The sequence below is a fragment of the Mycolicibacterium vulneris genome (genome assembly GCF_002104765.1).
GTDB classification, from domain to species: Bacteria; Actinomycetota; Actinomycetes; order Mycobacteriales; family Mycobacteriaceae; genus Mycobacterium; species Mycobacterium vulneris.
The window spans coordinates 1-26910 of sequence record NZ_NCXM01000021.1 but is presented as its reverse complement, the minus strand read 5'-3'; the positions used below and the strand labels follow the sequence as shown (position 1 = coordinate 26910).

20 protein-coding genes are annotated in these 26910 nt (G+C 67.4%); 7 read left to right on the top strand and 13 right to left on the bottom strand.

Annotated elements, in window-relative coordinates:
- Window positions 1-140 precede the first annotated feature (140 nt).
- Both B8W69_RS19510 and B8W69_RS19505 read left to right on the top strand, forming a co-directional pair.
- A complete protein-coding gene (locus tag B8W69_RS19510) occupies window positions 141-590 on the top strand; it encodes an Hsp20/alpha crystallin family protein (RefSeq protein ID WP_085291506.1) in 450 nt (149 codons plus the stop codon).
- Window positions 591-721: 131 nt separating this feature from the next.
- Window positions 722-1405 (top strand): PAS and ANTAR domain-containing protein, encoded by a 684-nt coding sequence (locus tag B8W69_RS19505; RefSeq protein ID WP_085291431.1) that lies wholly within the window; start codon window positions 722-724, stop codon window positions 1403-1405.
- 28 nt (window positions 1406-1433) lie between these two features.
- Here B8W69_RS19505 and B8W69_RS19500 read toward each other — a convergent pair whose 3' ends face one another.
- Together B8W69_RS19500 and B8W69_RS19495 are read right to left on the bottom strand one after the other, a co-directional pair.
- Entirely contained in the window at window positions 1434-3083 is a 1650-nt protein-coding gene (locus tag B8W69_RS19500) for a sensor histidine kinase (protein WP_085291505.1), read from the bottom strand.
- Between the two features lie 59 nt (window positions 3084-3142).
- The gene (locus B8W69_RS19495; protein ID WP_085291430.1) at window positions 3143-3811 is read right to left on the bottom strand and encodes a response regulator; all 669 of its coding nucleotides are present in this window, start codon (window positions 3809-3811) and stop codon (window positions 3143-3145) included.
- A 219-nt stretch (window positions 3812-4030) separates the two neighbouring features.
- On the opposite strand from B8W69_RS19495, the gene B8W69_RS19490 reads away from it, so the two are divergent.
- Window positions 4031-4447, top strand: coding sequence for a pyridoxamine 5'-phosphate oxidase family protein (locus B8W69_RS19490; RefSeq protein ID WP_085291429.1), 417 nt, complete (start codon window positions 4031-4033; stop codon window positions 4445-4447).
- 9 nt (window positions 4448-4456) lie between these two features.
- Here B8W69_RS19490 and B8W69_RS19485 read toward each other — a convergent pair whose 3' ends face one another.
- Window positions 4457-5431 (bottom strand): Acg family FMN-binding oxidoreductase, encoded by a 975-nt coding sequence (locus B8W69_RS19485; protein WP_085291428.1) that lies wholly within the window; start codon window positions 5429-5431, stop codon window positions 4457-4459.
- Window positions 5432-5572: 141 nt separating this feature from the next.
- On the opposite strand from B8W69_RS19485, the gene macS reads away from it, so the two are divergent.
- A complete protein-coding gene (macS, locus tag B8W69_RS19480) occupies window positions 5573-6733 on the top strand; it encodes a MacS family sensor histidine kinase (protein ID WP_085291427.1) in 1161 nt (386 codons plus the stop codon).
- Complete coding sequence (locus B8W69_RS19475) at window positions 6723-7388, top strand: response regulator (protein ID WP_085291426.1); 666 nt, start codon at window positions 6723-6725, stop codon at window positions 7386-7388. Before macS ends, B8W69_RS19475 begins: the two co-directional genes overlap by 11 nt.
- Before the next feature lie 51 nt (window positions 7389-7439).
- Here the strand turns inward: B8W69_RS19475 and B8W69_RS19470 are convergent, their stop codons facing one another.
- The 9 genes from B8W69_RS19470 to B8W69_RS19430 all read right to left on the bottom strand — a co-directional run bounded on the left by B8W69_RS19470 (window position 7440) and on the right by B8W69_RS19430 (window position 19534).
- A complete protein-coding gene (locus B8W69_RS19470) occupies window positions 7440-8756 on the bottom strand; it encodes an acyltransferase family protein (protein WP_085291425.1) in 1317 nt (438 codons plus the stop codon).
- 128 nt (window positions 8757-8884) lie between these two features.
- The gene (locus B8W69_RS19465; RefSeq protein ID WP_085291424.1) at window positions 8885-9175 is read right to left on the bottom strand and encodes a YiaA/YiaB family inner membrane protein; all 291 of its coding nucleotides are present in this window, start codon (window positions 9173-9175) and stop codon (window positions 8885-8887) included.
- Between the two features lie 45 nt (window positions 9176-9220).
- On the bottom strand, window positions 9221-10507 hold the full coding sequence (locus B8W69_RS19460; protein WP_085291423.1) for a hypothetical protein: 1287 nt from the start codon (window positions 10505-10507) through the stop codon (window positions 9221-9223).
- A 3-nt stretch (window positions 10508-10510) separates the two neighbouring features.
- Window positions 10511-11707, bottom strand: a complete 1197-nt coding sequence (locus tag B8W69_RS19455) for a cation:proton antiporter (RefSeq protein WP_085291422.1) — start codon at window positions 11705-11707, stop codon at window positions 10511-10513.
- 32 nt (window positions 11708-11739) lie between these two features.
- Window positions 11740-12822 (bottom strand): PDR/VanB family oxidoreductase, encoded by a 1083-nt coding sequence (locus B8W69_RS19450; protein ID WP_085291421.1) that lies wholly within the window; start codon window positions 12820-12822, stop codon window positions 11740-11742.
- Window positions 12823-12824: 2 nt separating this feature from the next.
- On the bottom strand, window positions 12825-13745 hold the full coding sequence (locus tag B8W69_RS19445) for an alpha/beta fold hydrolase (protein ID WP_085291420.1): 921 nt from the start codon (window positions 13743-13745) through the stop codon (window positions 12825-12827).
- Between the two features lie 2 nt (window positions 13746-13747).
- A complete protein-coding gene (locus B8W69_RS19440) occupies window positions 13748-14656 on the bottom strand; it encodes a metal-dependent hydrolase (RefSeq protein WP_085291419.1) in 909 nt (302 codons plus the stop codon).
- A gap of 204 nt (window positions 14657-14860) precedes the next feature.
- Window positions 14861-18112, bottom strand: a complete 3252-nt coding sequence (locus B8W69_RS19435) for a thioester reductase domain-containing protein (RefSeq protein WP_085291418.1) — start codon at window positions 18110-18112, stop codon at window positions 14861-14863.
- 429 nt (window positions 18113-18541) lie between these two features.
- Window positions 18542-19534 (bottom strand): diacylglycerol/lipid kinase family protein, encoded by a 993-nt coding sequence (locus B8W69_RS19430; protein ID WP_085291417.1) that lies wholly within the window; start codon window positions 19532-19534, stop codon window positions 18542-18544.
- 185 nt (window positions 19535-19719) lie between these two features.
- Here B8W69_RS19430 and B8W69_RS19425 point away from each other — a divergent pair, with 185 nt between their 5' ends.
- Together B8W69_RS19425 and B8W69_RS19420 are read left to right on the top strand one after the other, a co-directional pair.
- Window positions 19720-20613, top strand: coding sequence for an oxidoreductase (locus tag B8W69_RS19425; RefSeq protein ID WP_085291416.1), 894 nt, complete (start codon window positions 19720-19722; stop codon window positions 20611-20613).
- Window positions 20614-20725: 112 nt separating this feature from the next.
- Window positions 20726-21643: a DMT family transporter gene (locus B8W69_RS19420; protein WP_085291415.1), complete on the top strand. Its 918-nt coding sequence runs from the start codon at window positions 20726-20728 to the stop codon at window positions 21641-21643.
- Between the two features lie 11 nt (window positions 21644-21654).
- On the opposite strand, the gene B8W69_RS19415 is transcribed toward B8W69_RS19420, so the two are convergent.
- Window positions 21655-26910: non-ribosomal peptide synthetase (locus tag B8W69_RS19415; RefSeq protein WP_133058014.1), on the bottom strand; the 5256-nt coding region annotated here is incomplete at its 5' end.

The following is a 26910-nucleotide window of genomic DNA, read 5'->3' as shown; positions in this document are numbered from 1 at the left end:
CACGCATCTCCTTCACTACCGGCTCGAAAAATCTGTCTAGCACACTTGCGTGATTCTGTCGATGATGATATATCAAATCTATGTCATTAGACATAGGAATTGCCGACCCACAGCCTAGATTGGAGTGAGAGGTGACCACCATGCTGATGCGTTCAGATCCATTCCGTGAACTCGACCGCTTCGCCCACCAGGTCCTCGGCACCGCCGCCCGACCGGCAGTGATGCCCATGGATGCCTGGCGCGAAGGCGAGAAGTTCGTCGTCGAGTTCGACCTGCCTGGCATCGACGCCGACTCGCTGGACATCGACATCGAGCGGAACGTGGTGACCGTGCGTGCCGAACGACCGGCCGTCGATCCCAACCGCGAGATGCTGGCCACCGAGCGGCCGCGCGGCGTGTTCAGCCGCCAGCTGGTGCTCGGCGAGAACCTCGATACCGACAAGATCGAGGCCTCGTATGCCGAAGGCGTTCTGCGCCTGCACGTTCCGGTGGCCGAGAAGGCCAAGCCGCGCAAGATCGCGGTGGGCCGCGGTGACGCACCGCGGGCCGTCCGCGACAGCGCCGCCCAGCGCGAGGTCATCAACGCCTGACCGACCGGCGGGCCGGGCGGCGGTCCCTCCGGCGCGCGCCCGCGTGCCGACTCCCCCGACCGCCGCCCGCCGCCGGCCCCAGGCCACCGGTGCGAACGTCTCGCCCCCGTGTCACGGAGACCGGATACACCATGAAATGGGAACTCAACGGCCAAACAGCCGACGTGCAACAGGCGTTGGCCGGCGGCGCCGCGCAACCGGCGGGCTGGTTCCGGTTCTACTTCACCGACCAGCGCTGGGAATGGTCGGAGCAGGTGCAACGCATGCACGGGTACGAGCCCGGCAGCGTCACCCCGACCACCGAATTGGTGCTGTCACACAAGCATCCCGAGGACCGCGGACACGTCGCAGCCACCATCGAGCAAATCGTGGACACGCGCCAGGCTTTCAGCATGCGCCATCGCATCGTCGATACCCGGGGCAATGTGCACCACGTCGTCGTGGTCGGTGACCGAATCTTCGACGACGACGGCGACGTGATCGGAACGCACGGGTTCTACATCGACGTCTCCGGCCCCCACGAGCGCATGCGCGAGGACGAGATGAGCGCGAAACTCGCTGAGATCAGCGAGAATCGCGCGGGCATCGAACAAGCCAAGGGCATGCTGATGCTGATCTACGGCATCGGCGAACGCGCGGCCTTCGAGTTGCTCAAGTGGCTGTCCCAGGAAGCGAATATCAAGTTGCGGCCGCTGGCCGAGCAGATCGCCGAAGACTTTCGCCGCGCCGGCCTGCCGCTGAGCACGCAGTCCGACTTCGACCACCTGATGCTGACGGCGCACCAGCGCGTCCGCTCCACGAACGGTCACGAGTAAACCACCTGCAGGCCAAAGTCTTTCGCCCTCAGTGGTCGATCAGGGGGGCGACCCAGTGCACCCGGGTGCCACCCTCGGGCGGGCTGGTGATCTCACAGGTGCCGCCGAGTTGCTCGGCGCGCCGCTTCATATTCGCCAGGCCGCTCTGCCGCGCGTTGCCGGCCGGGAGGCCGCATCCGTCGTCAATCACGTTGAGAATGAACATATCCGCGACGCTGATCTCGACGGTCAGCCGCGACGCTCCCGAATGACGCAGGGCATTGCTCACAGCCTCGGTGGTGACCGCTTCGGCATGGTCGGCGAGCTCGGCGCCGACGGCGGTCATCGGCCCGTCCAGGCGCACGGTCGTGACGAGATCACGGTTTTCGGTCAGGTCGGCGACCACCCGCTGGATGCGCTGCCGGAAATCGCCGCTGGCGGCCAGCGGCGATTTGAGCGCGAAGATCGTGGTGCGGATTTCCTCGATGATGGTCTGCAGGTCGTCGAGCGTGCGATTGAGCCGGTCGGCCACCTCCGGCGAGCGCGCCCTGGCCAGCGTGCCCTGCAGATTCATGCCGGCCGCGAAAAGCCGCTGGATGACGTGGTCGTGCAGGTCGTGCGCGATGCGTTCACGCTCCGCCAGAATGGTCAGCTGCCGCGCGTCCTCCCGCGCCGACGTGAGCGCCAGCGCTATCGCGGCGTGCGTGGCGAAATCGCTGACCAGGTCCAGATAGCTCTCGTCGAATGGCGGCTGCTCGGCGCCGCGGGCGATGGCGATCACGCCGACGACCTCGTCGCGGGCGCACAGCGGCATCAGGATCGCCGGCCGCTGCCCGACGTCGGTGAAGGACTGGATCGGGTACCGCAACTCCTCGGTGATCAGCGGTTCGCCGGACTTGAACACCGCGCCACTGGTGGACCCGTCCACCGGGACTCGCTGACCGAGCACATCGGAGGCGTGTATCCCCACCGCGGCCGAGACCACCAGCGTGTCGACCTCGTCGTCGGGTGCATCGGCGTCGGCAGGCACCAGCACAATGGCCTGTTCGGCGTCGGTCAATACGCGCGCGCACTCGGCGATCAGTTGCAAGGGACGCCGGTGGGGTTCGGGTCGCGACAGCAGCGCGGTGGTGATCTCGCGGCTGGCTTCGATCCACTTCACCGATGTCCGTTCGCGTTCGAAGACCTGCGCGTTGTCGATGGCGACGGCGGCCGCGAACGCCAACGCGCGCGCGGCAACCTCGTCGGACTCGGAGAACACCCGCGCCGGATCGACGTGGGTGAGGTACAGATTCCCAAACACGGTGCCGCGGATGGTGATCGGAACAGCGAGGAAGGCGCGCATCGGCGGATGGTGTTCGGGAAATCCGACCGCGGCGTGGTGCGTGGTCAGGTCGTCCATCCGCAGCGCGGGCGTATCCAGCAGCGACAAACTCAACAGACCCTTGCCGACCGGCAGGTGCCCGATGCGCCGAACCGTCTCGGCGTCCATGCCCTCGTGGACGAACGACATCAAGTTGCCGTCGCGACCGCGGATCGCCAGCGCACCGTACGGGGCGGAGGTCAATTCCCTTGCCGCGCTGATGATCCGGTGCAGCGTGGCGTCGAGGTCGAGGCCCGCACCGATCTCCACGATCATCCGCAGCAATTGCTCCATCTGATCGCGCGCGGTCAGCAGCTCGTTCAGCTGGGCGTGCATCTTGCTGACCAGCCCGCGCTGTCCGAGTCCGGCGAACGCCGAGCCCTTTTCGCCGCCGGTCACCCAGACCAGTCCGGTGGCGTCGACGGTGGGCCCGACCGCTGATTGAGTTTCGACGCGAACACCGCCGCCTGGGTGCGGCGTTCCATGCCGAGTTTGGCCAACAACCGCGACACGTAATTCTTCACCGTCTTCTCCGCGAGGAACATCCGCGCGGCGATCTGCCGGTTGGTCAATCCCTCGCTGAGCAGTCCGAGCAGCGTGCGTTCCTGCTCGGTCAGTCCGGACAGCGGGTCCTCGCGCGTGGTCGTGCCGCGCAGCTTCGCCATCAGCGCCGCGGCCGCCCGGTTGTCCAGCAGCGACTTACCCGCGCCCACCTCTTTGATCGCGTGCGCCAGCGCCATGCCCTTGATGTCCTTGACGACGAACCCGCTGGCACCGGCCAGGATCGCCTCGAGCATCGCCTCGTCGGAGGTGAACGGCGTCAACATCAGGCAGCGCAGGTCGGGATGATCCGATACCAGGTCGCGGCACAGTTCGATGCCATTGCCATCGGGCAGGCGTACGTCGAGCACGGCCACGTCGGGTTGCAACGCCGGTATCCGGGCTTTCGCCTCCGCCACCGTGCCCGCCTCGCCGACGATCTGCAGATCGGGGTCGGAAGCGAGCAGATCGGAAAGACCGCGGCGGACCACTTCGTGGTCGTCGACCAGGAACACCTTGACCATGGCGGGCCCTTTCCTGCCGGTCTCGCAACTGGAAAGATTTGCGACAGACCAGACCAATATCCCATATTCTCGACGGGAACCATCGGGAAGCAACGGGTTCAACGACTTTGGTCCCCACGGCTGAGGACCTTCGGCCGATGCTCTGGCGGGCGGCGCGTCAATAGCCTTGCGGCAGTGTCCTATTGCGGGCGCCGGTCGCGTTCGCGGGAAGGAATCTCGATGACCGATGACGGAGTCACCATCCTGCCGGTGCACGAGTGCTGGGAGCTCCTCGGCAGCCTGGCGCTGGGCCGGCTGGTCACCTACGCCGACGGTCAGCCCGACATCTTCCCGGTCAACTACGTCGTCCAGCGCCGGACCGTGCTGTTCCGCACCGCGGCGGGAACCAAGCTGGTCAGCTCCGCGATCAACAATCGGGTGCTCTTCGAGGTCGACGACCACAACGTCGCCGAGGCCTGGAGCGTGATCGTCCGCGGCACCGCGCGGTCGCTGCGCACGCCCGAGGAACTCGAGGAGGCCGAGCGCGCGCAGGTGTTGCCGTGGACCAGGCCGGAAAAGACGCACTATGTACGCATCGTTCCCCAGAGCATCACCGGCCGCCGGTTTCAGTTCGGGTCACCGCCGGATGACGTTTAGCGCCCGCGATCAGTTCGCCCACTCGACGAAGTCGCCGAGGTCGCGTCGCGGCGTCGCCGGCAGCGGGTCGGCGTTGATCGGCGCCCAGCCCACCCGAAGCAGCATCTGCGGGTAGTTGTTGTCGCCGAAGATGTCGGAGCGGACCTCTTCGCGGGTTGCGGCCATCTCCAGGGGTTCGGTGACCGGGCAACTGGCCAGGCCCGTCGACGTCGCGGTGAGCAGCGCGACGCTGGTGGCTTCCCCGGCACGCAACTGCGCCAGCCGGTCGTCGTGGCGGGTGCCGAGCGCGAGCACAACGGCGTTGTCGTCGGCCGGGGACGAATCCGGTGCCATCGGCAGGACCGCGCCGGCGAAGAGGCGACTCGGGATCTTGGCGTCCGGATCGGATATCGGCGTATTGCGGGCGGGAACGCCCGCGACTGAGAAGTAGCGCCCGCTCCACTCAGTGAGCTCGGCGAGATAGTGCTGGGTCAGGTGATCGCGGACGGATTCGGCGACGATTTCGTGCAACCTGTTGATGTCTTCCACCTGGCATAGCGTGACGCCGGTGCGGGCGGCGCGCGCCGCCATCAGGGCGATATCACCCATGGGCACCGGCCAGGAGCTGTAGTGGCGGCGATCGGTGCGCCGGCGCGGGATGGCGGCCGCCAGCGCGATGTCGACGTAATCGGCGACCTGAGGGGAGAGCTCGATCGTGGCGAGGTGGGTGGGGTCGTCGGCGTCCGGCAGCCGGCTCACCCGAGATCGCCATCCCACCGCCGCGAACGCCGCAACGCAGTGATGCAGCGCCGTGCCGCAACTCAGGATCAAGTCGCGGCCCTCGGGGTCGGTGTTGGGCAATTGACGACCGGGATCGGCGTACAGCTGCAGGCTCGTCGCGTCGACGCGCCACCGCCACGGTTGGGTGTTGTGCACCGACGGGGCGCGCGATGCCAAAGTCAGGGCCGTCCGGATCGTTCCGGCGTCCGGAAATCGGGTGTCCATATCGGGTCCCCCTCTCGCCTAGCGCCTTGCCGGTATCCACGATCACGCATTCTCGGCGGCCCCGCGAGGGCACGACGGCTCTAGCTCAAAGGACTTTTGACCAATATCCGTGGCCGGTCCGCCGCGGGGCCATCCGCCTTTATGCTGACCACGATGGCGAATCACGGCCCCGATCCCACCACGCCGCTGTGGCGCGCGGCGCAAGTGTTCCGCTTGCTGAGCTGCATCTACGCCACCGGCTTTCAGATCGCAATCAACGCGGATCTGGTTCGGCCCGTGCTGGGTTGGGTGCTTTTTGCCGGGCTGATCGGCTGGAGCGCGGCCTGCGCGTTCGCCTATCTGCGGGGCTTCGGCCGCAAACCGGCGTGGGTGCTCGCCGAGCTCGTGATCGTCGTCTTGCTGATGTGGTCGAACAACCTCGTCGCGAGCCCGCACTGGGCGGCCGACAACCAGACCTGGCCGACGACGTTGTGGGCCAGCAATCCCACGATTTCGGCCGCTATACAGTTCGGCCCCGCGGGCGGCATGCTGACGGGCTTGGCGGTGATGGCCACCAATTTCGCCGTCAAGGACTATTTCGCGCTCAACCTCGGGCACAACGCCACCGTCATCATCGAACTGGCGATCGGCATGGCCATCGGGATGGCCGCGCAGACCGCGCGGCGCGTCCACGACGAGCTGCAACGCGCGGCCCAGTTGACGGCGGCGGTGCAAGAACGCGACAGGCTGTCCCGCCAGGTCCACGACGGAGCCATCCAGGTATTGGCACTGGTCGCCAAGAAGGGGCACGAGATCGGCGGCGCCACAGCCCAACTCGCCGACCTGGCAAGCGAGCAGGAACGCGCGCTGCGGCGCTGGCTGGCGTGCACGGTCATCGATCAGGACGCCGACGGCGCAACGGTCGACCTGCGCACGCTGCTGCGGTGCCGGGAATCCGATCAGGTGTCGATCAGCCTGCCCGGGACCCCGGTGCCGTTGGGACGTTGGGCGGCAACCGAACTCGACGCCGCGGTGGGCAATGCGCTGGACAACGTGGTCGCCCACGCCGGCCCGGATGCGCACGCGTTCGTACTCGTCGAGGACCTCGGCGATTCCGTTCTGGTCAGCGTCCGCGACGACGGCGTCGGGATTGCCACCGGCCGGCTCGAGGAAGCGACGCGTCAGGGGCGCCTTGGCATCTCCCAATCGATCGTAGGACGGTTGACGTCGTTGGGCGGCAGTGCCGAATTGCACAGCGAGCCGGGGGACGGCACCGAGTGGGAGCTGTGCGTGCCCCGCCGGGAGGGGCGCCATGACGGGTGACGCGACGCCGACGACGGTGATGGTGGTCGACGACCACCCGATCTGGCGTGACGCGGTCGCTCGCGACCTGGCTGAGGGCGGGTTCACCGTGGTCGCCACCGCCGACGGTGTGGCCGCCGCCCAGCGGCGGGCGGGCGTGGTCAAGCCCGACGTGGTGGTGATGGACATGCAGCTAACCGACGGCGACGGTGCCCAGGCAACCGCCGCGGTGCTGGCGGTCTCGCCCTCGTCGCGGGTGTTGGTGCTGTCCGCCTCCGACGAACGCGAAGACGTCCTGGAGGCGGTCAAGGCTGGCGCCACGGGGTATTTGGTCAAGAGCGCCTCGAAAGCCGAACTGGCACAGGCGGTGACGGCCACCGCGGCCGGGCGCGCCGTGTTCACCCCGAGCCTGGCCGGTCTGGTGCTGGGCGAATACCGGCGCATCGCGCAGAGCAAGGACGACGGCCCAGCCCGTCCCAGCCTCACCGATCGCGAGACGGAGGTGTTGCGTTATGTCGCAAAAGGCCTGTCCGCCAAGCAGATCGCCGAGAGGCTCTCGTTGAGCCACCGCACGGTGGAAAACCACGTGCAGGCGACGTTTCGCAAGCTCCAGGTCGCCAACCGGGTGGAACTGGCCCGTTACGCCATCGAGCACGGTCTCGACGGAGACCCGTGACCCGCGGGGCGGGCGGATAGCCCTTGCCCCGCGGGCCAACAGATCCCGCGGCTACCGCGTCAGCCGCGCCGGGACTTTGCCGTTGTGCTGAGCCACGATCCGCGCGGCCACCAGTGCGGTCACCACCACGGCCATGCACACCAGCCCATCGTCCTTGAGCCCCCAGCGGATCGCGGCGAGCAGCGCCACGCCGGCCACGCACAGCAGGGTACCGACGGCCGCACCCCACCCGCGCGACGTCACCGCGGGCGCGCCATCCCAACCGGACAGCGGATTGTTCTCCAGCGGCCGCAGCGCGACGAACAGCACCGCCACCGCGACGGCCACGAGGAGCAGCTGCGCGAGGCTGACGGCAAGGAAATCCGGCGCGCCCGGAAAGCGCGGGCAGCCAAGGTAATCGAAGACCAGGTGCACGCCCAACAGTACCGGCATGTGCCACAGGTACAGGGTCATCGCGCCGGAGTTGCCGATGGCGGTCCACCACCACACCCGCGGCCGCTGTGCCCAGCGCGCGATCGCCGGTGCGGCCGCGATCGCCAACGCGCTCGGGATGATTGCGTGCCCGGCCAGCAGCAGGGACGGCGGGCTGGTGTTGGACAGGTGGTGGTCACCGGTGCCGACCATGCTGATCTGATACGGACCCCAGTGCACCAGGGCGACATCCACGGCGAAGAAGGCGGCGGCGACGGCGAGCGCGGCGCGGCCGTCGAGCAGCCCACGACGGTAAGCCACGCCGAACATGGCGGGAATGAGCCAGACGGCCAGGTTGAGGTAACCTAGCGGCATCATCGCCGGCCAGTGCAACCGGATCACGTCGATCAGCACGATCGCCCCGTAGACCGTGGCCACACCGGCGGCCAGGCGCCCCGCCGTGGTAATGCGGTACAGCACGGGCATGGCGGCCAGCACCAGGACGTAGGCCCCCAGGAACCAGAGCAGCTGCGTACTGACGCCGGCGATCGGCTCGTAGATGTGTTGCGGTAGCGCCCGATACAGCACCGTCAGTGTGACGGCCCAGAATGCAAGGTAGTAGAACACCGGCCGGAACAGCCGGGTGCAGCGCTTCATCAGCCAGTCTCCCCAGTTGGTCCCGGGTACCCAGGAGGACACGCAGGCCGCCGCACCGGCGAAGAAGAACAGCGGCATGATCTGCAGCAGCCACGTCATCGCCTGGAACAGCACCGAGGTGGTAAGCAGGTTGTCCCAGATCAAGACGTGGTCGCGAATGATGCTGGCCGCCATCACGGTATGACCGAGCACCACGCCGACCAGGGAAGTGATCCGGATGACGTCCAGGACGCGATCGCGGTCGGCCGGCGTGCTCGCGGCCACCTCGGCGACGTCGGGAAATCTCACAAGAGTTGTCATAAGAGCGAAGCCCTTCTGTAGATGCGGATGCGTTGTGGTGGAGAGGCAGTCATGCGATGAGAGAAGCATCGCCGATGGCACGGGCGTGGACCTGCGCGCTTCTACGCGTTGAGGCTGAGTAGTACTACTCAGTTCGCGGCGTTGAGCGGGTCGTAATCGGCGAGCAGCCGTTCGATGCGGGCCTCGTCGAGTCGTACCCGCACGGTGGCGGCCTCCTGCTGGTCACGGATCACCTTGGCCAGGGTGAACGCGCTCGACACCAGGAATAGGAAGGTGACGCCGAGGAACAATCGTGGCCACGGGTCAAGCGGGAGGAAGTAGATCCCGCCGAGTGCGGCCACGAAGCTGATCGCGAACGCGACGGCGGCCTGAACGAAGAAGGCGGCGGTGGTTTTCGACATGCTGTTGGGAACGGTCATACCAATAAGCCTGCGGCAGCGGGCCGTTGGCGGGGATCCGTAAGACTACTCAGATTCGGCGGTGCGATCGCGGGACCGCGCCAGCAGCGCCGCCGCGGCGCCCGCGGCGCACACCCCGATCGCGGCCGCGACCACCGTCGCCACCTCGACCGAGGCCAACTCGGAGTCCACCAGCGGTTTGACCACCGCCACCACGCCCACCGCGGGCATCAGCGGCCGGACCCACCAGGCCACCACACTGTCGTCGGGAATCCGCGAATTAGCCTCTGTGACAAACACATACAACGCCATCAGCAGCAAGGGCGCCGCGCCCAGGATGACCAGCCCGATCCAGCGCGTGCCGTGCGCCGAGACCACGACGGCAACCACCCCGACGAGCCCCACCACCGCCAGTCGCAGACCGGCGTTCGGTGTCGCCTCGCGCATGACCGCCAGGCCCGCGGCGGCGCGCACCGCGGCCCACCCGGAAGACAGCGCCGCGGCCACGGCCAGGCTGACGCCCGCGATAGCCATCCATTTCTGACCGGGGTCGGCATAGAATTGTGGCACCGCTTCGGCCAGGTGTTTGGCGCTCCATCGCCACGGCCCCACCACCCCCTGGTGATCACCGACCCACAGCACCACCGCCGCCACGGCCACCAACGCAACGGCCAGCGACATGGATCTCCCCGGCCTGGCTATGCGCGCGCTGCGGACCGTGATGAGTTCAACGCCCACCATCCCGAGGCCGAAGCCGACGACCTGGCCGGACAGCTGGGCCTGCGTTGCAGCCGTTCCGATGACGACCGCGTCACTGCCCGCGGCGATGCGGGCGGTGACCGCCACGGCGAGATAGACATAAACGAGCAGGCCCACGAACACCAGCGGCGCCACCACCGACGCGACGCCCCGAGTTGGAAACCAACAGGCGGCGGCACCGACGACGACCGCAGCCCCCATGGCGGCAATCGGTAACCACGACAGGATCCCCGCCAGATCTTCGCTTGGTGAAACTAGCTGCAGCAGTTCCAATCCGAGGGTAGTGGCGAACTTCGCGGCCAGCACCAGGTAGGCGCACAACTGGAGAATGCCCGCGGCCGTCCCGGCGCGCCGGCCGAGGGTGGCGCCGATCAACTCGGCGGTATTGCGCGCGTTTGGCGCGTAGGCGTGCAGCCGCGTTAATGCGTAGATGACCGGAACCACGACCGCCGCCCCGATTACTGCGCCCAACCCGTGCACCGCCGCGGACACGATCACGGCCATGCTCAGGCCGGCGGCTTGCCACGTCCCCAGCGAAGCCTTCTTCGCCCCGGATCCCGGCCGTGGACTCGCCCGCAGCATGTTCTTCGGCATTGCCTAAGCATGACCCAACGGAGCCTGGACGGCTTCCTCCGGTTCGGTTGCGCCCTGGCCGCGCGCCGCGATCGCGCCCGCTATCGATGTGCAGGCGATGGTCAGCAGGGAGCCGAACATCAACGCCGACGCTTCGCCCGGCGCAAGCAGGTGTTGTTGGGTGCCGATGGTGGCGGCGGCCACCGCCACGCCGAGCTGAGTGGAGGACATCACCGCATACGTGAGCGGCTGGCCGAGCAACCTTCCCACGCAATGCGCCAGCACACCGCCCAGCCCGAGGCCGACACCGAGCAGGATGTATTTCGGCTGCGATCCCAGCTCGCGCACCTGCAGCGAGGCGCCGAGCCAGACGAAGAACACCGGGCTGAAGAAACCCTCGGTGATGCCGAACAACTGACGCGCCAACCGCCTCGGCTCGCCGACCATGGCGATCACCAGACCCAGCGCGAAGCCCGCCAGCATGATCGACACGTCGGTGGTGACGGCCAGCATCGCCAGCCCGAACAGCACCAGCAGGTTGATCCGCAATTCCAGCGCCAGCCGATTCCGGTGCGAGTAGTCGTGCATGCGCTGACGCCAGCCCCGGCGGTCGACCCAGCGCAGCACCACGAAAAGCAGCACCGCGCAGCCCGTGATCGCCAACCCGCCCACCGCCGCCGTCGCCGCGTGACGGAAGTCGATCACCAAGGGCAGCAACACGATACAGGCTGCGTTCGCGATGGCGATCTGTGCGGTCACGGACAGCACCTGCGGGCCGCGCAAGCGCAGCGAGTCGATCATCGGCAATGTCACGGCCGCCGACGACGAGGCCATCAGCACCGCGTAGAGCGCCGCGTGTCCGGTGCCGAGCTGCGTGGCCAGCCCGAACCCCAGGGCCGCCGCGGCGGCGCCGGCCAGCAGCGCTCGGGCCAACGCCTTCGGCACCGCCGAACGCATCTCGGGGTCGCGGACCGGGACGTGGCTGCCCACCACGAACATCACCAGCGCGAAGCCGATGTTGGCGAACAATTGGAAGGTCGGGTCGGTGGCATCGAGGATGCCGAAACCGGTCTTGCCGATGACCAGACCCGCGATGAGTTCGCCGACAATCACCGGTACCCGCAGGCGCGGCACGGAGGCCAGCACCGGGCCGGCGAAACCGACCGCGGTCAGCAGCGCCAACGTCTGAAAGCCGAATCCCTGCACGTGGCCATTTTGCACGGTCCGGGGTCAAACGTGGTTCATCTGAGCGCTCAGGCGTCGATCACCACGCGCCCGGATTTCGCGCGGGAAACGCAGACCAGCATTTCGTCATCTTCCTCTGCGGTACGCCCGCGGCGATCGACCTGCCCGCCAAGCACTTTCACCTTGCAGGTGCCGCAGAACCCCTGCTGGCAGGAGTACGCGGTGGTCGAATCACGGTCGAGCATGACGTCGAGCGCCGACCGGTTCCCGGGAACACTGAGCACCCGCTGCGAGCGGGCCAGCTCCAGCTCGAAGGGAACCCCGCCGACCACCGGCGGAGGGCCGAACCGTTCGTAATGCAGCGGCGCATCGGCGTGTTCGTTACGCGCGATGCGCACCGATTCCAGCATGGCGGTCGGGCCACACACGTAAACGGCCGTCGCCGGCCCGGCGTCGGCAAGCAAGTCGGACGCGCTGGGTAATCGGCCGCGCTCGTCGTCGGCCCACACGGTGACCCGGTCCGGGTCCACCGCCACCACCTCGTCGAGCAGCGGCATGTACTCCCGGCCGCGACCGGCATACACGGCGCGCCAATCGATTCCGCGCTGCTGGGCCGTCTGGATCATGGGCAGGATCGGTGTCACCCCGATGCCGCCGATCACGAACAACACCTCGCGCTCGTCGGTGACGAGATAGAACGCGTTGCGCGGCCCTTCGAATTCGAATTTGTCACCCACCTCGAAGGTGTCGTGCATTTCGATCGAGCCACCGCCACCCTCGGCGATGCGGCGCACCGCGATGCGGTAGTTGGTGCGCCGGCCGGGCGCACCACACAGCGAGTACTGCCGGCGGCGACCCGATGGCAGCCGAACGTCGATGTGCGCGCCGGGTGTCCAGGACGGCAACAATCCCCCGGCCGGGTCGGCCAGCGTCAACGCGACCACATCGGGCACCAGCAGTTCGCGGTTGGTGACGACCGCGGTGGTGGTGCGCCGCACGGACTGCACCCGCGAGGACGTCCACCGCGACGCCGACGCCAGGCCGCCGAACAACGTACCGACCCCGTACAACGCGGTGTACATCCGGTCACGTTTGCGGCGGCCGTACAAGTCGGCCGGAATGCCGTCCCAAATAGTCTGTGCCACGATCATCCTCACATCTGGCCGAGGCCGCGACGCTCGGTGGGCTGGGCGATCAGGTCGACCCACTCACCGGTGAGCCGGGCGATGACGTCGGGAAACGCGCTGACCACCCAATGGCCGCCCTCGATCGGGACGACCCTGCTGCCCTCCGGGATGGATCCGGTAAACCGTTGCAGGGCAGGCGATACGAAATAATCCTGGCGCGCGACCAGCACCTGCACCGGAACGGGGGTCTGCGGCAATTGCTCAGGCGGTGACAGGATCGGTGCGGGCATGTTGGCGCGGTACAGATTCAGCCCGTTGAGGTAGTCGTCGGCAGAGCGGTACGCCGCACCGCGCGCGCCCGATCCACCGATGCGCTCAACCGCCTCAAAGACTTTCACCGTCGCGCGGGACCGGATCGCGAGCTCCGGTATGCGCGGGCAGAGGAAGAACCAGATGTAGGACGAGGCTAGGATCTGCTTGGCCACGTCCAACAGCGCCCGCGGCGTGCGCGCTGACCGCAAGAACTTGCCCGCGTAATTCAGGTGGGGCCCAGAGACCGAGGTGAACGAGGCGATCTTGCCCATCACCGCATCGTCGGTGACCGCCGCCCAGGCCTGGATCGACCCCCAGTCATGGGCCAGCAGGTGCACGTTCTCCACGCCCAGGCGCTCGATCACCGCGCCGACGTCGGCGACCAGCTGCGGGAGCCGATACCCCGAACGGTCTGCCGGCGTTGAGGATTGGCCGGCGCCACGCACGTCGTAGGCCACGACGTTGAATCGGCGACCCAATGTTGTGGCCACCCCGTCCCACACGTGGTGGTTGTCCGGGTAGCCGTGGATGGCCAGGATGGTCGGCCGCCCGGGATCGATGTCGGTATAGGTGTGCACCGCCAGTCGCACGCCGTCGGAGGCGGCGACCGTGGTTGAAGCCACTTCGGTCGTCATCGTCAGTGCGCCGCGCGGGCGGCGGGTGAGCGGGCCAGGTAGTCGACCGCGCGCCCCACCCCGCCCAGTTGGGAGGGATGGAAACGCGGGGTGTAGTAGGCACCGATGACCCGCAGGAACTGGAATGGCCCGGGCACCAAACCCCGGCGTGCAGCGCGGAAGTAGTCCCGCCAGCGCGGCTTGGTCCCTGGCGGCAGGTAGGGATCGACGGAATACATGAACCGCACGCCGCGGACGAACAACCACAGCAGCGCCGGTGTGATCAACAGCTGGGTGCGTACCTGCCGCCAGTACCCGGCGCGCAGGTGCTTCATGGTGTCGAAGGCGACCGCCTTGTGCTCGACTTCCTCGGCGCCGTGCCAGCGCAACAGGTCAAGCATCACCGGGTCGGTGCCCATGGCGTCGTGCTGCGGGGTGTCGAGAATCCATTCGCCCAGGATGGCGGTGTAGTGCTCGAGTGCGGCCACCATCGATACCCGCTCGAGCAACCAGCTTTGGCGGCGCCGCGGACTCCACCGCGGCCGGTCGCCGATGAGTTGGGTGAACAGCCAACGCATTTGGTCCGTGAACGGCGTCACGTCGATGTCTTTGACCGCGAAGTGTCCGAGCACACCCGCATGCGCCTGGGAATGCATGGCCTCCTGGCTGATGAATCCCTGCACATCGCGGCGCAGTTGATCGTCTTTGATCAGCGGCAAGGTGTCCTTGAAGGCGTCGACGATGAATTCCTCACCCGCCGGTAGCAACAGGTGCAGCACGTTGCAGAAGTGGGTGGTGAAGGGCTCGTTGGGCACGTAGTAGAACGGCAGCGTCGACCAGTCGAAGTCGACGTCGCGCGCCTGCAGGACGATCCGCTCGTGGTCGAGCGACGCGTCGTGCGGGCCGGTTGCCTTGTCATCGACGGTGAACATCGTCGCCGCCCCTTTCCGTCTTGCGGCGACCCGCTGCGCCCGGCTTCGCCGCGCTTGCGATCGCCGCCCCTTTCCGTCTTGCGGCGACCCGCTGCGCCCGGCTTCGCCGCGCTCGCGATCGCCGCCCTTTTCCGTCTTGCGGCGACCCGCTGCGCCCGGCTTCGCCGCGCTTGCGATCGCCGCGTCCGTCCCCAGATCGTAAGGCTAGGCGCTGCGCTGCGCCTCGTCCTCCACCTCAGTGATCAAACGTTCGCTGCGCAAGAACCGGACCAGATGGTCGACCGTTTCGGTCAGGGCCGGCTCGCGCAGGCGGACCTTGGTCAGCCCGCGCCGGTGGCGGTACTGCGTGTTGTCGTAGCGCTTGTCTCGCATCGCCGCGATCTTGTCCGCCGACCGGGTGAGGAAGTCGACCAGCGGGTACATCTGGTCGTTCGGTGTGCAGCGGCGGTTCAGCTGCTCGGTGAACGACGGGATGTCGTGGTAGTCAAAGCGATACCCGTACCGCTCGGACAGGATCCGGGTGACGTCGGTGAGGTTGTAGTAGTCGTCCGCGGTCATGTTGAAGACGCTGCCCGACTCGTCCGGCAGGCCCATCAGCGTGACGATGTGATCCGCGATCAAGTCCGCCGGCAGCAGGCTGATCTGGTTGAGCGCGTTGACGGCGACGCCGTGCTCGATCATGAACGCCGTCAGCCGCACCAGGATGTCGTCCTGGCTGCCGAAGCCCGCGCGGGTCGGCGAGATCAGCGAGGGCCGGTAGATGCGAACGTCTAGTCCCTTGCGCTGCGCGGCCAGTGCCAGCTGCTCGCCGACCCATTTGGTCTGCGAGTAGCCGAAGTCCAGGCCGGCCATCTTTTCGTTGGCGTCCCACTCCCCGACCACCGGCTCGGTGCTCCAGCCGTAGATGAACGTGCTGGAGACGAGGTGGAAGGCCTTGCGGTGGTTGGTCATTGCCAGCCGCAACAGCTCGCGGGTGCCCTCCACGTTGGCGGGACGCAGGGCGTCGTAGGTGCGGATGTAGTTGACCAGGGCGCCGTTGTGCACGACGGCATCGACCTCCTGCGCCAACTTCTGGAAGGCCGCCTCGCCGATGCCCAGCGCGGGCTCGGCGAGATCGCCGCAGATGATGCGGACCCGTGCGCGCACATCGGCTTCCAGCGCCGGCGTCCACACCTGGGCGCGGCGCAGTGAGGCGACGATGCGGTCCAGGCCGTGCGCGGCGTCCGTGGCGCGCACCAGTGCGTGCACCGTGTAGGAGGTGCGCGTCAGCAGGCTGCTCACCAGGAACGGCCCGAGGAATCCGGTCGCCCCGGTGAGCAGGAGGTCGGTGGGCTCACCCGGCCGCGCGGGCGCCAGTTCCGGCAGCGGCAGTGCCGCGTCGGCGCGCATCTGGGCGGCTTCGTTGGCCTCGTACTCGGCGGAGATCTGATCCAGCGCCTGGCGCAGGGCGTCGAGCGGCTGCCCGGACCCCTCGCCGAATTGGCTTATCAGCCCGAAGAATTCGGACACGGTCAGCCGCTGCAACAGGCGGGTGTTGACCTCTTCGGCCAGATCGCCAGCGCCGTTCTCTTCCAGCAGCGCCTGCAGGTCCGTGCGGAGTTCGGCCAGCGCCAGCGAGTCGATGCCGAGATCGGCGAACGAGCAGTCCTCGTCGCCGGTGAGGTCGTAGCTCTCGATGAGGTGGCGGAAGCGCTCCAGCGGACCGCCGGCCAGACCATCGTGAGTCCGGTTGGCCGACTGGTTGATCCAGCTCGAGAAGGCGGGCAGCTTTTCGTCCAGCCACAGTTGACGGGTCGATGCGCGCCGGATCTTCCCCGATGTGGTCTTGGGGATGCTTCGCGGCGGTGCGAAGACGATCGCGTGCGGGTCGATGTGGCAGTGTCGCCGGATCGCACGCGCCATCGCCTTGGCGTCCGGAAGGTTGTGCTCATCGCGCACCTCGGCGACAACGATCAGCGCTTCGGACTCGTCGTGCTCGACCGAGAAGGCGGCGACGCAGCCGCTACGCACGTGCGCGGCGGTGCGCTCGACGACGGCTTCGATGTCGGAGGGGTAGCAGTTGACGCCGCGGACGATGATCAGGTCCTTGCTGCGGCCACAGACGAACAGCTCGCCCTCGTAAAGGAAGCCCAGATCGCCGGTCCGCAGATAGGTGTGCTCGTCATCGCCTGCGACGCGGGCGCCGAACATCTCCGCGGTGAGCTCCGGACGGTTCCAATAACCGGCACCCTTGGAGGGCCCGGCCAGCCAGACCTCGCCGACCCGCCCTTCGGGCAACGCCTGCCACGATTCGGTATCGACGATGCGAACCAGGGTTCCCTCGATGGGCTTGCCGCAGCTGACCAACGGGACCTGGTTGCTGTTCTCCGGCATCGCCTTTTCGACGCGAGCGACGTTCTTCTCGAGCCCACGCTTGTTCACCGCGATGGTCTGGCGGCCGCGGATGGACACGATCAGGGTGGATTCGGCCATCCCGTAGGCGCCGGTGAGCGCCTCGGGCCGCAGGCCGCACTCGGCGAACCGCTCCCGGAAGCGGGCGAAGGTGTTGGCGCGCAGCGGCTCTGCGCCCACCACGATGCATTCGAGGCTGCTCAGGTCGACGCCGGCCAATTCGGCGGTGGGCAGCTTGTCCTCGCGCAGGCAGTATTCGAGCGCGAAGTTGGGGCCCGGTGTATGGGTGGCGCGCACGTCGCTGATGAGCCGAAGCCACGACGACGGCCGGGCAAGGAAGTCCAGGGGCGACATCGCGTGCGTCGACCCGCCCAGCAGCACGATGAACATGTAGGCCGAGATCAGCCCCATGTCGTGGTGCTGCGGCAGCCACGAGGCCAGCACCACGTCGCCGGTGAAGGCGAACCCGTTGGCGATGACGTTGGCGTGGGTGACGATCACGCCCTTGGGGTCGCTGGTGGAGCCCGACGTGTACTGCAGGAAAAGCACCTCGCCGGGAGTGTCCGCGACGGGCGCGCCGCCGAAGTCCTGCGCGCCGTCGGTCGCGTACCACGGCAGGTCCGGCAGGCCGGCGTGGGACCCGCCCGTCCAGACCTGCTCGCCGTCACGCTGGCCCAGCAGCTGGCGGAAGTCGTACTCGAACTGTTTCGTCGAGAGGACGGCCGCGGCCTGGCAGTCGCGGGCGATGAAGCTGAGCTTGGCGAGCCCGGAATCGAAGGACATCGGCAAGGGCGGGCTGACCGGAACGGCGATCACCCCGATGCGCGCGCACGCATAAAGCGCCGCGATCATCTCCAGACCGGGCGGGTAAACCAGCAGCGCACGATCGCCTGACTTGAGGCCGGCTTCCTGCGACAAGTAGGCGGCCAGCTCGCGGGTGCGTTCGGCGAAGGCCTGGTAGGTGTAGTGCTCGAGTTCGCGGCCGTCGGCGTCGACAAACCGGAAAAGGGTCTGGTCCGGCCTCTGCGCTTCCCACATCTGCAGGTAATCGATCAGCGTCTCCATCGTAGGAGTGATCCCCCTTCCAGGTCGGGATAGCCCGAGAATGACGTCCGTCGTAAATATAAATCCAATGTAGCGCCGCACACCCGCCCTGAGCAAAGCCTCGAGCGACATTAATGGCCGTCGCACACTACATTCACAGGATAAACTTAGAAGTCAAAATTAATTGCGCGGATGCTGATCTACGCGCATACGTACTTCAGTATCTCAGTGGCCGATAACCAGGCATTACGGCCGATCTTCGGCATGAAATACTGAACTACGTATCTACGAATTCACGCATTTACTATTCCCGGACAAGCGCGCGGCCGTACCCAAAACAACACCTTTATCTTCGTCACACCCATTGACGTCATCGCAAAGCGAAAAACGCCAATTTCAGACGATGTCTACGGGGCCGTCGGCGCCGATCCGCGCGCCGGCCGTAGCCGGCTACGCGGGGTGGGCGATGCGGATGCGCGGGCCCGCGCGGGCCACCAATTTCACGATGCCGAGGAAACGCTCGCCGTCGATGATGGGCGACAGCGGCTCGTCCTCGGCTTCGATGATCATCTCGTGGCCGATGACGTCGCGTAGCCCTTCGCCGCGCAGCATGCCGTTGGTCAGGGCCGTCGGGAGCTGCGCCACAATCCTGGACGGCCGCAGGTTTCCGGCCTGAAAATGCAGCGCACCGGGCTCGGAAGCCTTGGGGAACAACCGAAGTGGGCCACCGATGCGCAGGTCGATCGCGCCGGCGTGCAGCAGGCTGTGCGTGCGCGAGGGGACCTCGTCGCCGTCGATCACCACGCGCGCTCGCGTCGGAGTGAACAGGATCGAGGCGTAATTCGGCGTCTTCACGCGGCCGGGGGCGACCTTGGAGGTGATGTAGTCGCCGAAGCTGCGGCCGATCACCCGGGCGACGGCCAGCCGACCATGATCGGGTGAGTCGTAATACCGGTCGTAGAACCGGTTTCCGACGCCCCCGGCCGCCAGCCCGAAGCAGAGCCGGTGAAACGCCGCGCCGTCGGCGGTGTCACCGTCGAGCACCAACGTGTCCAGGCTCACTACGGGTGGTGGTCGGTCCGCCTCGGCGGCGGCCGTCAGCGCACGGATGATCGCTTCGGGCCGCCCGCGCACCCGGGCCTTGCGTGCCACGGCGTTGACGCTGCCGCCATTGGTTGGGACGAACGCGGGCCAGCGTTGCGGATCGCCGATGCAGCGCTCGATCTCGTTGATCAACCAGTGCAGTGCGCCGTCGCCGCCGTCGCCCACCAGATGGGTGACCCGTGGCGCGAGCTGCCGGATGGCGTCGCGAAGCTCCTCGATCGAGTTGGTCTCGTGCACCTCGCCGCGGGAGCCGACGATGCGACGCAGTTCGGCGATGCGGTCGGCGGAAGCGGCGCGATTCTTCCGCGCTTTCGGATTGACGATGACGCCTAGATACATCCGGCGATCCCCGATGCGTACCCGACAAAAATCCGCCCGCCGGGCAACCGTTCGGGTGGGATTTCGCTGGTCATCCCAGGCACGATACCCGGGCGTACCAGTGCACCAGTAATGCTCCCGCACACAGCCGCACGGCGCCGCGGCCCGAGGACCCCCGTCGTAATTGCGAAGTTAGGGTGTTTGCCATGCCCGATTGGACCGCAGCGAAGCTGCCCTCGTTCGCCGGACGAACCGTCATCATCACCGGGGCCAACGCCGGGCTGGGCGAGGTCACCGCCCGCGAGTTGGTTCGGGTCGGCGGCCACGTCATCCTGGCCGTCCGCAACACCGACAAGGGCCGGGCCGCCGCCGCGCGCATGACCGGGTCGGCAACCGGAAAGACGGCCGGGACAGCCGAGGTGCGCCGGCTCGACCTGCAGGACCTGTCCTCGGTGCGGCGCTTTGCCGAGGACATCGAATCCGTCGACGTCTTGATCAACAACGCCGGCATCATGGCCACCAAGCACGCGGTCACCGTCGACGGCTTCGAGGGCCAGATCGGCACCAACCACCTCGGCCACTTCGCGTTGACCAACCTGCTGCTGCCCAAGCTGACCGACCGCGTGGTGACGGTGTCCTCGCTGATGCACCACTTCGGCTACGTCAGCCTCAAAGATCTCAACTTTCAGTCCCGACCGTATTCGGCCTGGTTGGCCTACAGCCAGTCGAAGCTGGCCAACCTGCTGTTCACCAAGGAGCTGCAGCGGCGCTTGGACGGCGTCCCCACATCGCTGCGCGCGCTGGCCGCGCACCCCGGCTGGTCGCACACCAACCTGCAGGGAAATTCCGGCCGCAAGCTGGGCGACGCGGCGGTCCTGGCGGTCGACCGGATCGTGTCCACCGACGCCGACTTCGGCGCCCGTCAGACGTTGTACGCGGTGTCGCAGGATTTGCCGGGCGACACCTTCGTCGGCCCGCGATTCGGACTGTACGGCCGCACCCAGCCGACGTGGCGCAACTGGCCGGCAAAGCGCGCCGGCACCGCCACCGCCCTCTGGGAGCTGTCCGAGCGGCTCACCGGGACGAAATTTCCGCTCTGAGGCGTCCCGGCAGCCTCGCCCCTGGCCCCGGCAACCCTGTGGCGCGCCCACCGCGCGGGGCGCGGCTAGATTGGATGGGTAGCGCAACCGCACCCAGCGAGGAGGTAATGGCATGTCGGACGTGCATCTGGCGGCCATTCTCGCCCTGTGCGCTGCGCTGGCGTCCGCGATCGGCAACGTGGTGCGGCAACGTTCCGCGCAGGAGGTCACCGACAAACGGGTGGGCCACCTGACGTTGTTCGGCATGCTGCTGCGCGACAAGCGTTGGTGGCTGGGCGGTTTGGGCGATATCGGCAGCTACGTGCTGCTGGCCGCCGCTCTGGACAAGGGCTCGGTTCTGCTGGTGATGTCGTTGCAGGTGACGGCGCTCCTGTTCGCCCTGCCGATCTACACGCGGATGACCGGTAACCCCATCACCCGGCGGGAGTGGAGCTGGGCGCTGGTGCTGGCGGTGGCGCTGGCCGTGCTCATCGCGGTCGGCGACCCGACCGGCGGCCAGCAGCGGGCGCCGCTGCACACGTGGATCGTGGTGGCCGTGGTGATCGGCCCCCTGCTGCTGCTGGGTTTGCTGGGCGCGCGTATCTGGGCGGATCGCCCGGTCGCGGCGCTGCTGCTGGCGGCGGTGGCGGGCACCTTTTTGGCAGTGTTCGCGGTCCTGATGAAGGGCGTCGTCGACATCCTGGAGCACCAGCCCGGCCACGTGTGGCAAACCTTCGAGCTGTACGCGCTGGTGTTCTGCGGGGGCGCCGGAATGATCTATCACCAATCGGCTTATCGAGCCGGCGCGCTCACCGCCTCGCTGCCGACGATCATCGTGGCGAAGCCCGTGGTGGGTGGAATCCTCGGCATCGTCGTGCTCGCTGAGACGTTGGAAGCCGGCGGCTGGGAGTGGTTCGTCCTCGCGGTGACGCTCGTCGTGGTGATCGTTGCGACGGTCGGCTTGGCTCGCGGCGAGGCCGCCTCCATGTCGGCCGGGGCGGGGCGTGACGTGAAGGCCAGCGCGAGGCCGAAGGCCCCCTCCCAAGCCTGAGCGGCCGGCGCCTACAGCAGACCGAGTAGCTCCAAGCCGGTGGCGTATTGGACGATGACGGTCGGCGAGACGCGCGGAATGTCGTTATCGGGACCCACTTTCGCGTCTTGCACCGCGGCACGGAACCGATCGGTCGACACGACGCAAGCCGAGATCGGCTCCGCCGGCTGCAATTGCAGCGAATTCGTCGACAGCAACACCCCCAGAATCGAATGCTCGCGCGCTCGATCCGGCAGGGCACGCAGCCCGGCCTCAAACCGGCGCAGCCACTCGCCGAAGTCATCGATGCGCTCGATGGGATAGCCGGCCTCGATCAGCCAGTCGACGTACTCGTCGAGCCCGATACCGTCGTCGTGCTGATTCATCACGTGATAGGTCTCAAACCCCTCGACAACTTGAGCGCCCAACGTGGCGATCGCCTCGGCGACGAATTCCACGGGCAGGCCGTCGTAATGCGCGCGCTGCCGATCACCTTGGGCGTCAAGCCGATAGAACGAGCGCGGCGCGACACCGGTGGCCACCACACTGAGCACCATCCGGGTGACCATGTCTGACAGATTGAGCTGGCCCGCATAAGTGGTGCCCGCCAAGATCATTCCGCTGCGGAACACCGCGACCGGCAGCCCGCACAAATCGTTGGCCTCTCGGAGCAACACCTCACCGGCCCACTTGCTGTTGCCATAGCCGTTGACGCGGCTGCCGTCGTTCTTGCGGCTGGGGCTGATGACTCGGATGTCGGCGTCCTCGGTGAACGCCGTAGGCGCGATCTGATCGCCCACGTTTACTGTCGACACATAGGTGAAGAGCTTGAGTTTGGTGGTGAGAGCCAGCCGGATCAGCTCGGCGGTGCCCACCACGTTGGGCCCGAACAACTCGCTGTAGGGCAGCGCGCCGTTGACCACGGCAGCGGGATCCACGATCAGATCGACGGACTCGGCCAGCCGCTGCCAGGTTTGTTCGTCGAGGCCCAGGTTCGGCTCGGCCTTGTCGCCGGCGATGACCTCGAGATGATCGGCGGCCAGCTCCTGGAAGTATCGCAGCAGCTGCGGGTCGCCGCTGTCGAAGGTCTTCTCCAGGCGTGCGCGGGCCTGGTCGTCGGAGGCCGCCCGCACCAGGCAGACCAGCATCCCGTCGGCCAGTTCCAGCCGCTCGAGCCACTGCAGCACCAGATACCGCCCGAGGAAGCCGGTTGCGCCGGTCAACAAGACCGTGCGCACCGCGGCGCCGGGCCCCGGCAACGACGACGCACCGGCCAGCGTCGCGGCATCGATGAACTTGTCCAGCTTCAAATCACCGGCATGCACCTCGGTGGCCTCGGGGCCGTGCACGGACACGAAGCGCGGATCGTCGGCGTGCTCGCCCAGGTGCCGGCTCAGGCCGGCGACTGTCGGGGCGTTGAAGAGGGTGCGCACGGTCAGGTGGGTGTGCAGGGTTTTGTTGAGGGTGGCGATCAGGCGCATTGCGGACAGGGAGTCGCCGCCGAGGTCGAAGAAGGAGTCATCGATCCCGACAAGGTCCAGGCCCAGAACTTCCGCGTAGGTGTCGGCGAGCAGGTTTTCGATGTCGTTGCCCGGGGCGCGGTAGTCGACGTCACGGTAGGTCGGTGCCGGCAGGGCGCGGGTGTCCAGCTTGCCGTTGACCGTCAGCGGCAACGCATCTATCACCACCAGGGCGGCCGGAACCATGTAGGGCGGCAACCCTTCTCGCAGCTGGGCCCGCGCGGTGACCACATCGAGCGCCCCCGGGGTCGACTCGGTGACATAACCCACCAGGCGCTTGTCACCGGGACGATCCTCACGCACGATCACCACGGCCCGATCCACCGCATCCAAACCGCTTAACGCCGCCTGGATTTCGCCGAGCTCGATGCGGTACCCGCGGATCTTGACCTGCTCGTCGATGCGGCCGAGGTACTGCAACTGTCCATCGGGGCCCCAGCGCACCACATCACCGGTGCGATACATCCGCTGTCCGGTTGCGCCGAACGGGCAGGCGACAAACCGCGATGCGGTCAACCCGGCCCGGCGCAGGTAACCGGCACCGAGCCCGCGCCCGGCGACGTACAGCTCGCCGACGGTGCCCACCGGCACCGGCCGCAACCACGGATCGAGGACGAAGAACGCCGCCCCGGGCACCGGCGCACCGATCGGCGGTGTGCCCGCCCCAAGGCTCAGGGGTCGACTGACCGCCACACACATCGTGGTCTCGGTCGGCCCATAGGCATTGGTCATCACCCGACCCGGCGCCCAACGATCCACCAGTTCGGCCGAACACGCCTCGGCGGCAACCACCAACGCCGACGACGCCAGCACCTGCGGCGACAGCGCCGAGACCGCCGAGGGGGTCTGATGCAAGACGGTGACCTGCTCGTCAATCAACAAGGCCTGCAAGTCTTCTGGTAGCGCGGCTACCGACTCAGGCACGATCACCAACCGCGACCCGTGCAAAAGCGCGCCCCAGATCTCCTCCACGGAGGCATCGAAGGCATACGAATACCACTGCGACCAAACCTGGCCCGGGCCCGACGGCAGCCCCACGTGCAACGACCCCAACCACTGCGTCACGTTCTGATGCGTGGTCACCACCCCCTTGGGCACCCCCGTGGTGCCCGAGGTGTAAATGACGTGAGCGATGTCCTCGGCCTCCGGCATCGGCAACCCGGAGTACGGCTGGGCTTGTACCGTAGGGTCATTCACATCAATGACTCGCGCTCCGGACCCGGCGAACCGATCGGCCAACCCCGCCGTGGTCACCGCCGCCACCGGCCTGGCATCACCGATCATGAATTCGATGCGGGCGTCGGGGACCGCCGGGTCCATCGGCAAATACGACGCGCCCGACTTGAGCACCCCTAAAATCCCCACGATCGCCTGCGCGGAGCGCTCGAACAACACCGCCACGCACTCACCACGACGGGCGCCGTGACTGATCAGCAAGTGCGCCAATCGGTGAGAAGCCTCGTCCAACTCCCGATACGTCATCGAAGTACCGGCGCAACTGACCGCCACCGCCTCCGGGGTACGAGCCACCTGCGCGGCGAACAGCTCCGGAATCGACGCCCCCTCCACGGGCGCGCTCAACACCGCCCGATTCCCCAACACGTCCAGCCGCGCTCGCTCGGCGGAATCGAGCACGTCCACCGAGGACAGCCGCCCCGACGGATCGGCCGTCATCGCCACCAACACCCGCTCCAACCGGCCTACCAGCGCCTCAACACTTTTCGCGTCGAACAGATCGGTTCGGAATTCCACCGCGCCGCCGATGCCGTCGGGTTCGCCGTCCTCGGTGAAGCGTTCGCCGAGCGACAATGTCAGATCCATGCGGGCGGTGCGGGTCTCAAGGGGCAGCTGGGTGACCCGCAGGTCGCCCAGGTCCAGGTCCGCGGTCGGGTCGTTGCCGTGCTCACGCAGGTTCTGCCAGGTCATCGACACCTGGACCAGCGGGTGATGGCTGAGCGACCGGATCGGGTTGAGCCGCTCCACCAGTAGCTCGAAGGGCACATCCTGGTGTTCGAGAGCCTCCAGGCTGCGGGTGCGAACCTGGGTCAACAGCTCGGCGACGGTGGCGTCTCCGTCCACGTCAACACGCAGGATCAAAGTGTTGACGAAAAAGCCCACCAGCTGGTCGAGGGCGGCATCACTACGGCCCGCGACGGCAAATCCCACCGAAATATCATTGGTCGCAGTGATTTTGGAGAGCAGTACGGCAAGGGCCGCCTGGATGACCATGAAGCTGGTGGCGCTGTGCTGACGAGCAACCGCGCGGACCCGCTGTTGCAATTCCGCCGACCATTCCACGGCCACACTCGCCCCGCGGTAGTCGGCAACCGAGGAGTAGGGCCGGTCGGCGGGCAGCTGCAACCGCTCGGGCATCCCCGCCAGCGTCTCCTGCCAATATGCCAGCTCGACTCCGATGGGACTGCCGCTGTCCTCGAGATCGCCGAACTGGTCGCGCTGCCACAGTGTGTAATCGGCGTATTGCACGGGCAATGCGGCCCACCCGGGGGCCCGGCCCGCGCACCGGCCGGCATAAGCGGCCCCCAAATCACTCACCAGCGGGGCCACCGACCAGCCGTCGGCCGCGATGTGGTGCACGGTCGCGACCAGGACGTGCTCGTCCGCGGCGACGCGGAAAAGCTTTGCGAACAACGGAATGTGGGTTCCCAGCTCGAACGTGTGACGCGCCGCGGCGCCGACGGCCTCGTCCAGTCGGGCGCGCGACCACGCGGCGGCATCGACCACCTCCCAGCCGAAGTCGGCACGCTCGGCCGCCACCACCTCCTGGTATGGCACGCCGTCACTATGCGGAAAAACGGTGCGCAGCGATTCATGGCGGGCCACCACGTCCGCCAGCGCCGCGCTCAGGGCGTCGACATCGAGTCGCCCAGTCAGCTGCAACGCCACTGCCATGTTGTAAACCGGTGAAGGGCCATGGAATTGGTCGAGGAACCACAGCCGGCTCTGGCCGAATGACAACGGGATGACGGCGGGCCGCTCGGCGGCCACCAACGGCTCCAGTCCGCCGCCGTCCGTCCGGACCCGCGGAGCCAACTGGGCGACGGAGGGTGCGTCGAAGAGGGTGCGCACGCCCAGGCGGGTGTTCAGGACTTTGTTGACGACGCCGATCAGGCGCATCGCGGTCAGCGAATCCCCGCCCAGGTCGAAGAAGGAGTCATCGACGCCGACGCGGTCCAGTCCCAGGACGTCGGCGTAGACGTCGGCCAGGACTTCCTCGATGGCGTTGCCCGGCGCGCGGTACCTGGAGTCGCGATATTCCGGCGCCGGCAAGGCGCGGCTGTCCAGCTTGCCGTTGACCGTCAACGGCAACGCATCGATCGCCACGACCGCGGCCGGAACGAGGTAGGCCGGCAGCTGCTTGGCAAGTTCGGCGCGTGCGACGGCCGGGTCCGCGGTGCCGGTGACATACCCCACGAGACGTTTGTCGCCGGGACTGTCCTCACGGACGACGACGGCTGCACTGTCCACGCCGGCCAAACCGGCCAGCGCAGTGCGGATTTCGCCCAGCTCGATGCGATAGCCGCGGATCTTGACCTGCTCATCGGCACGCCCCACATAGTGCAGCTGCCCATCTGCGCGCCACCGCACCAGATCACCGGTGCGATACATGCGGACGCCGGGCGTTCCCGGCCCCGCGAACGGGCACGCCACGAATCGCGACGCGGTCAACGATGCCCGGCGGGCATACCCGGTGGCGACGCCACGGCCGGCCACATACAACTCGCCGACCACGCCTTCCGGCGCGGGCCG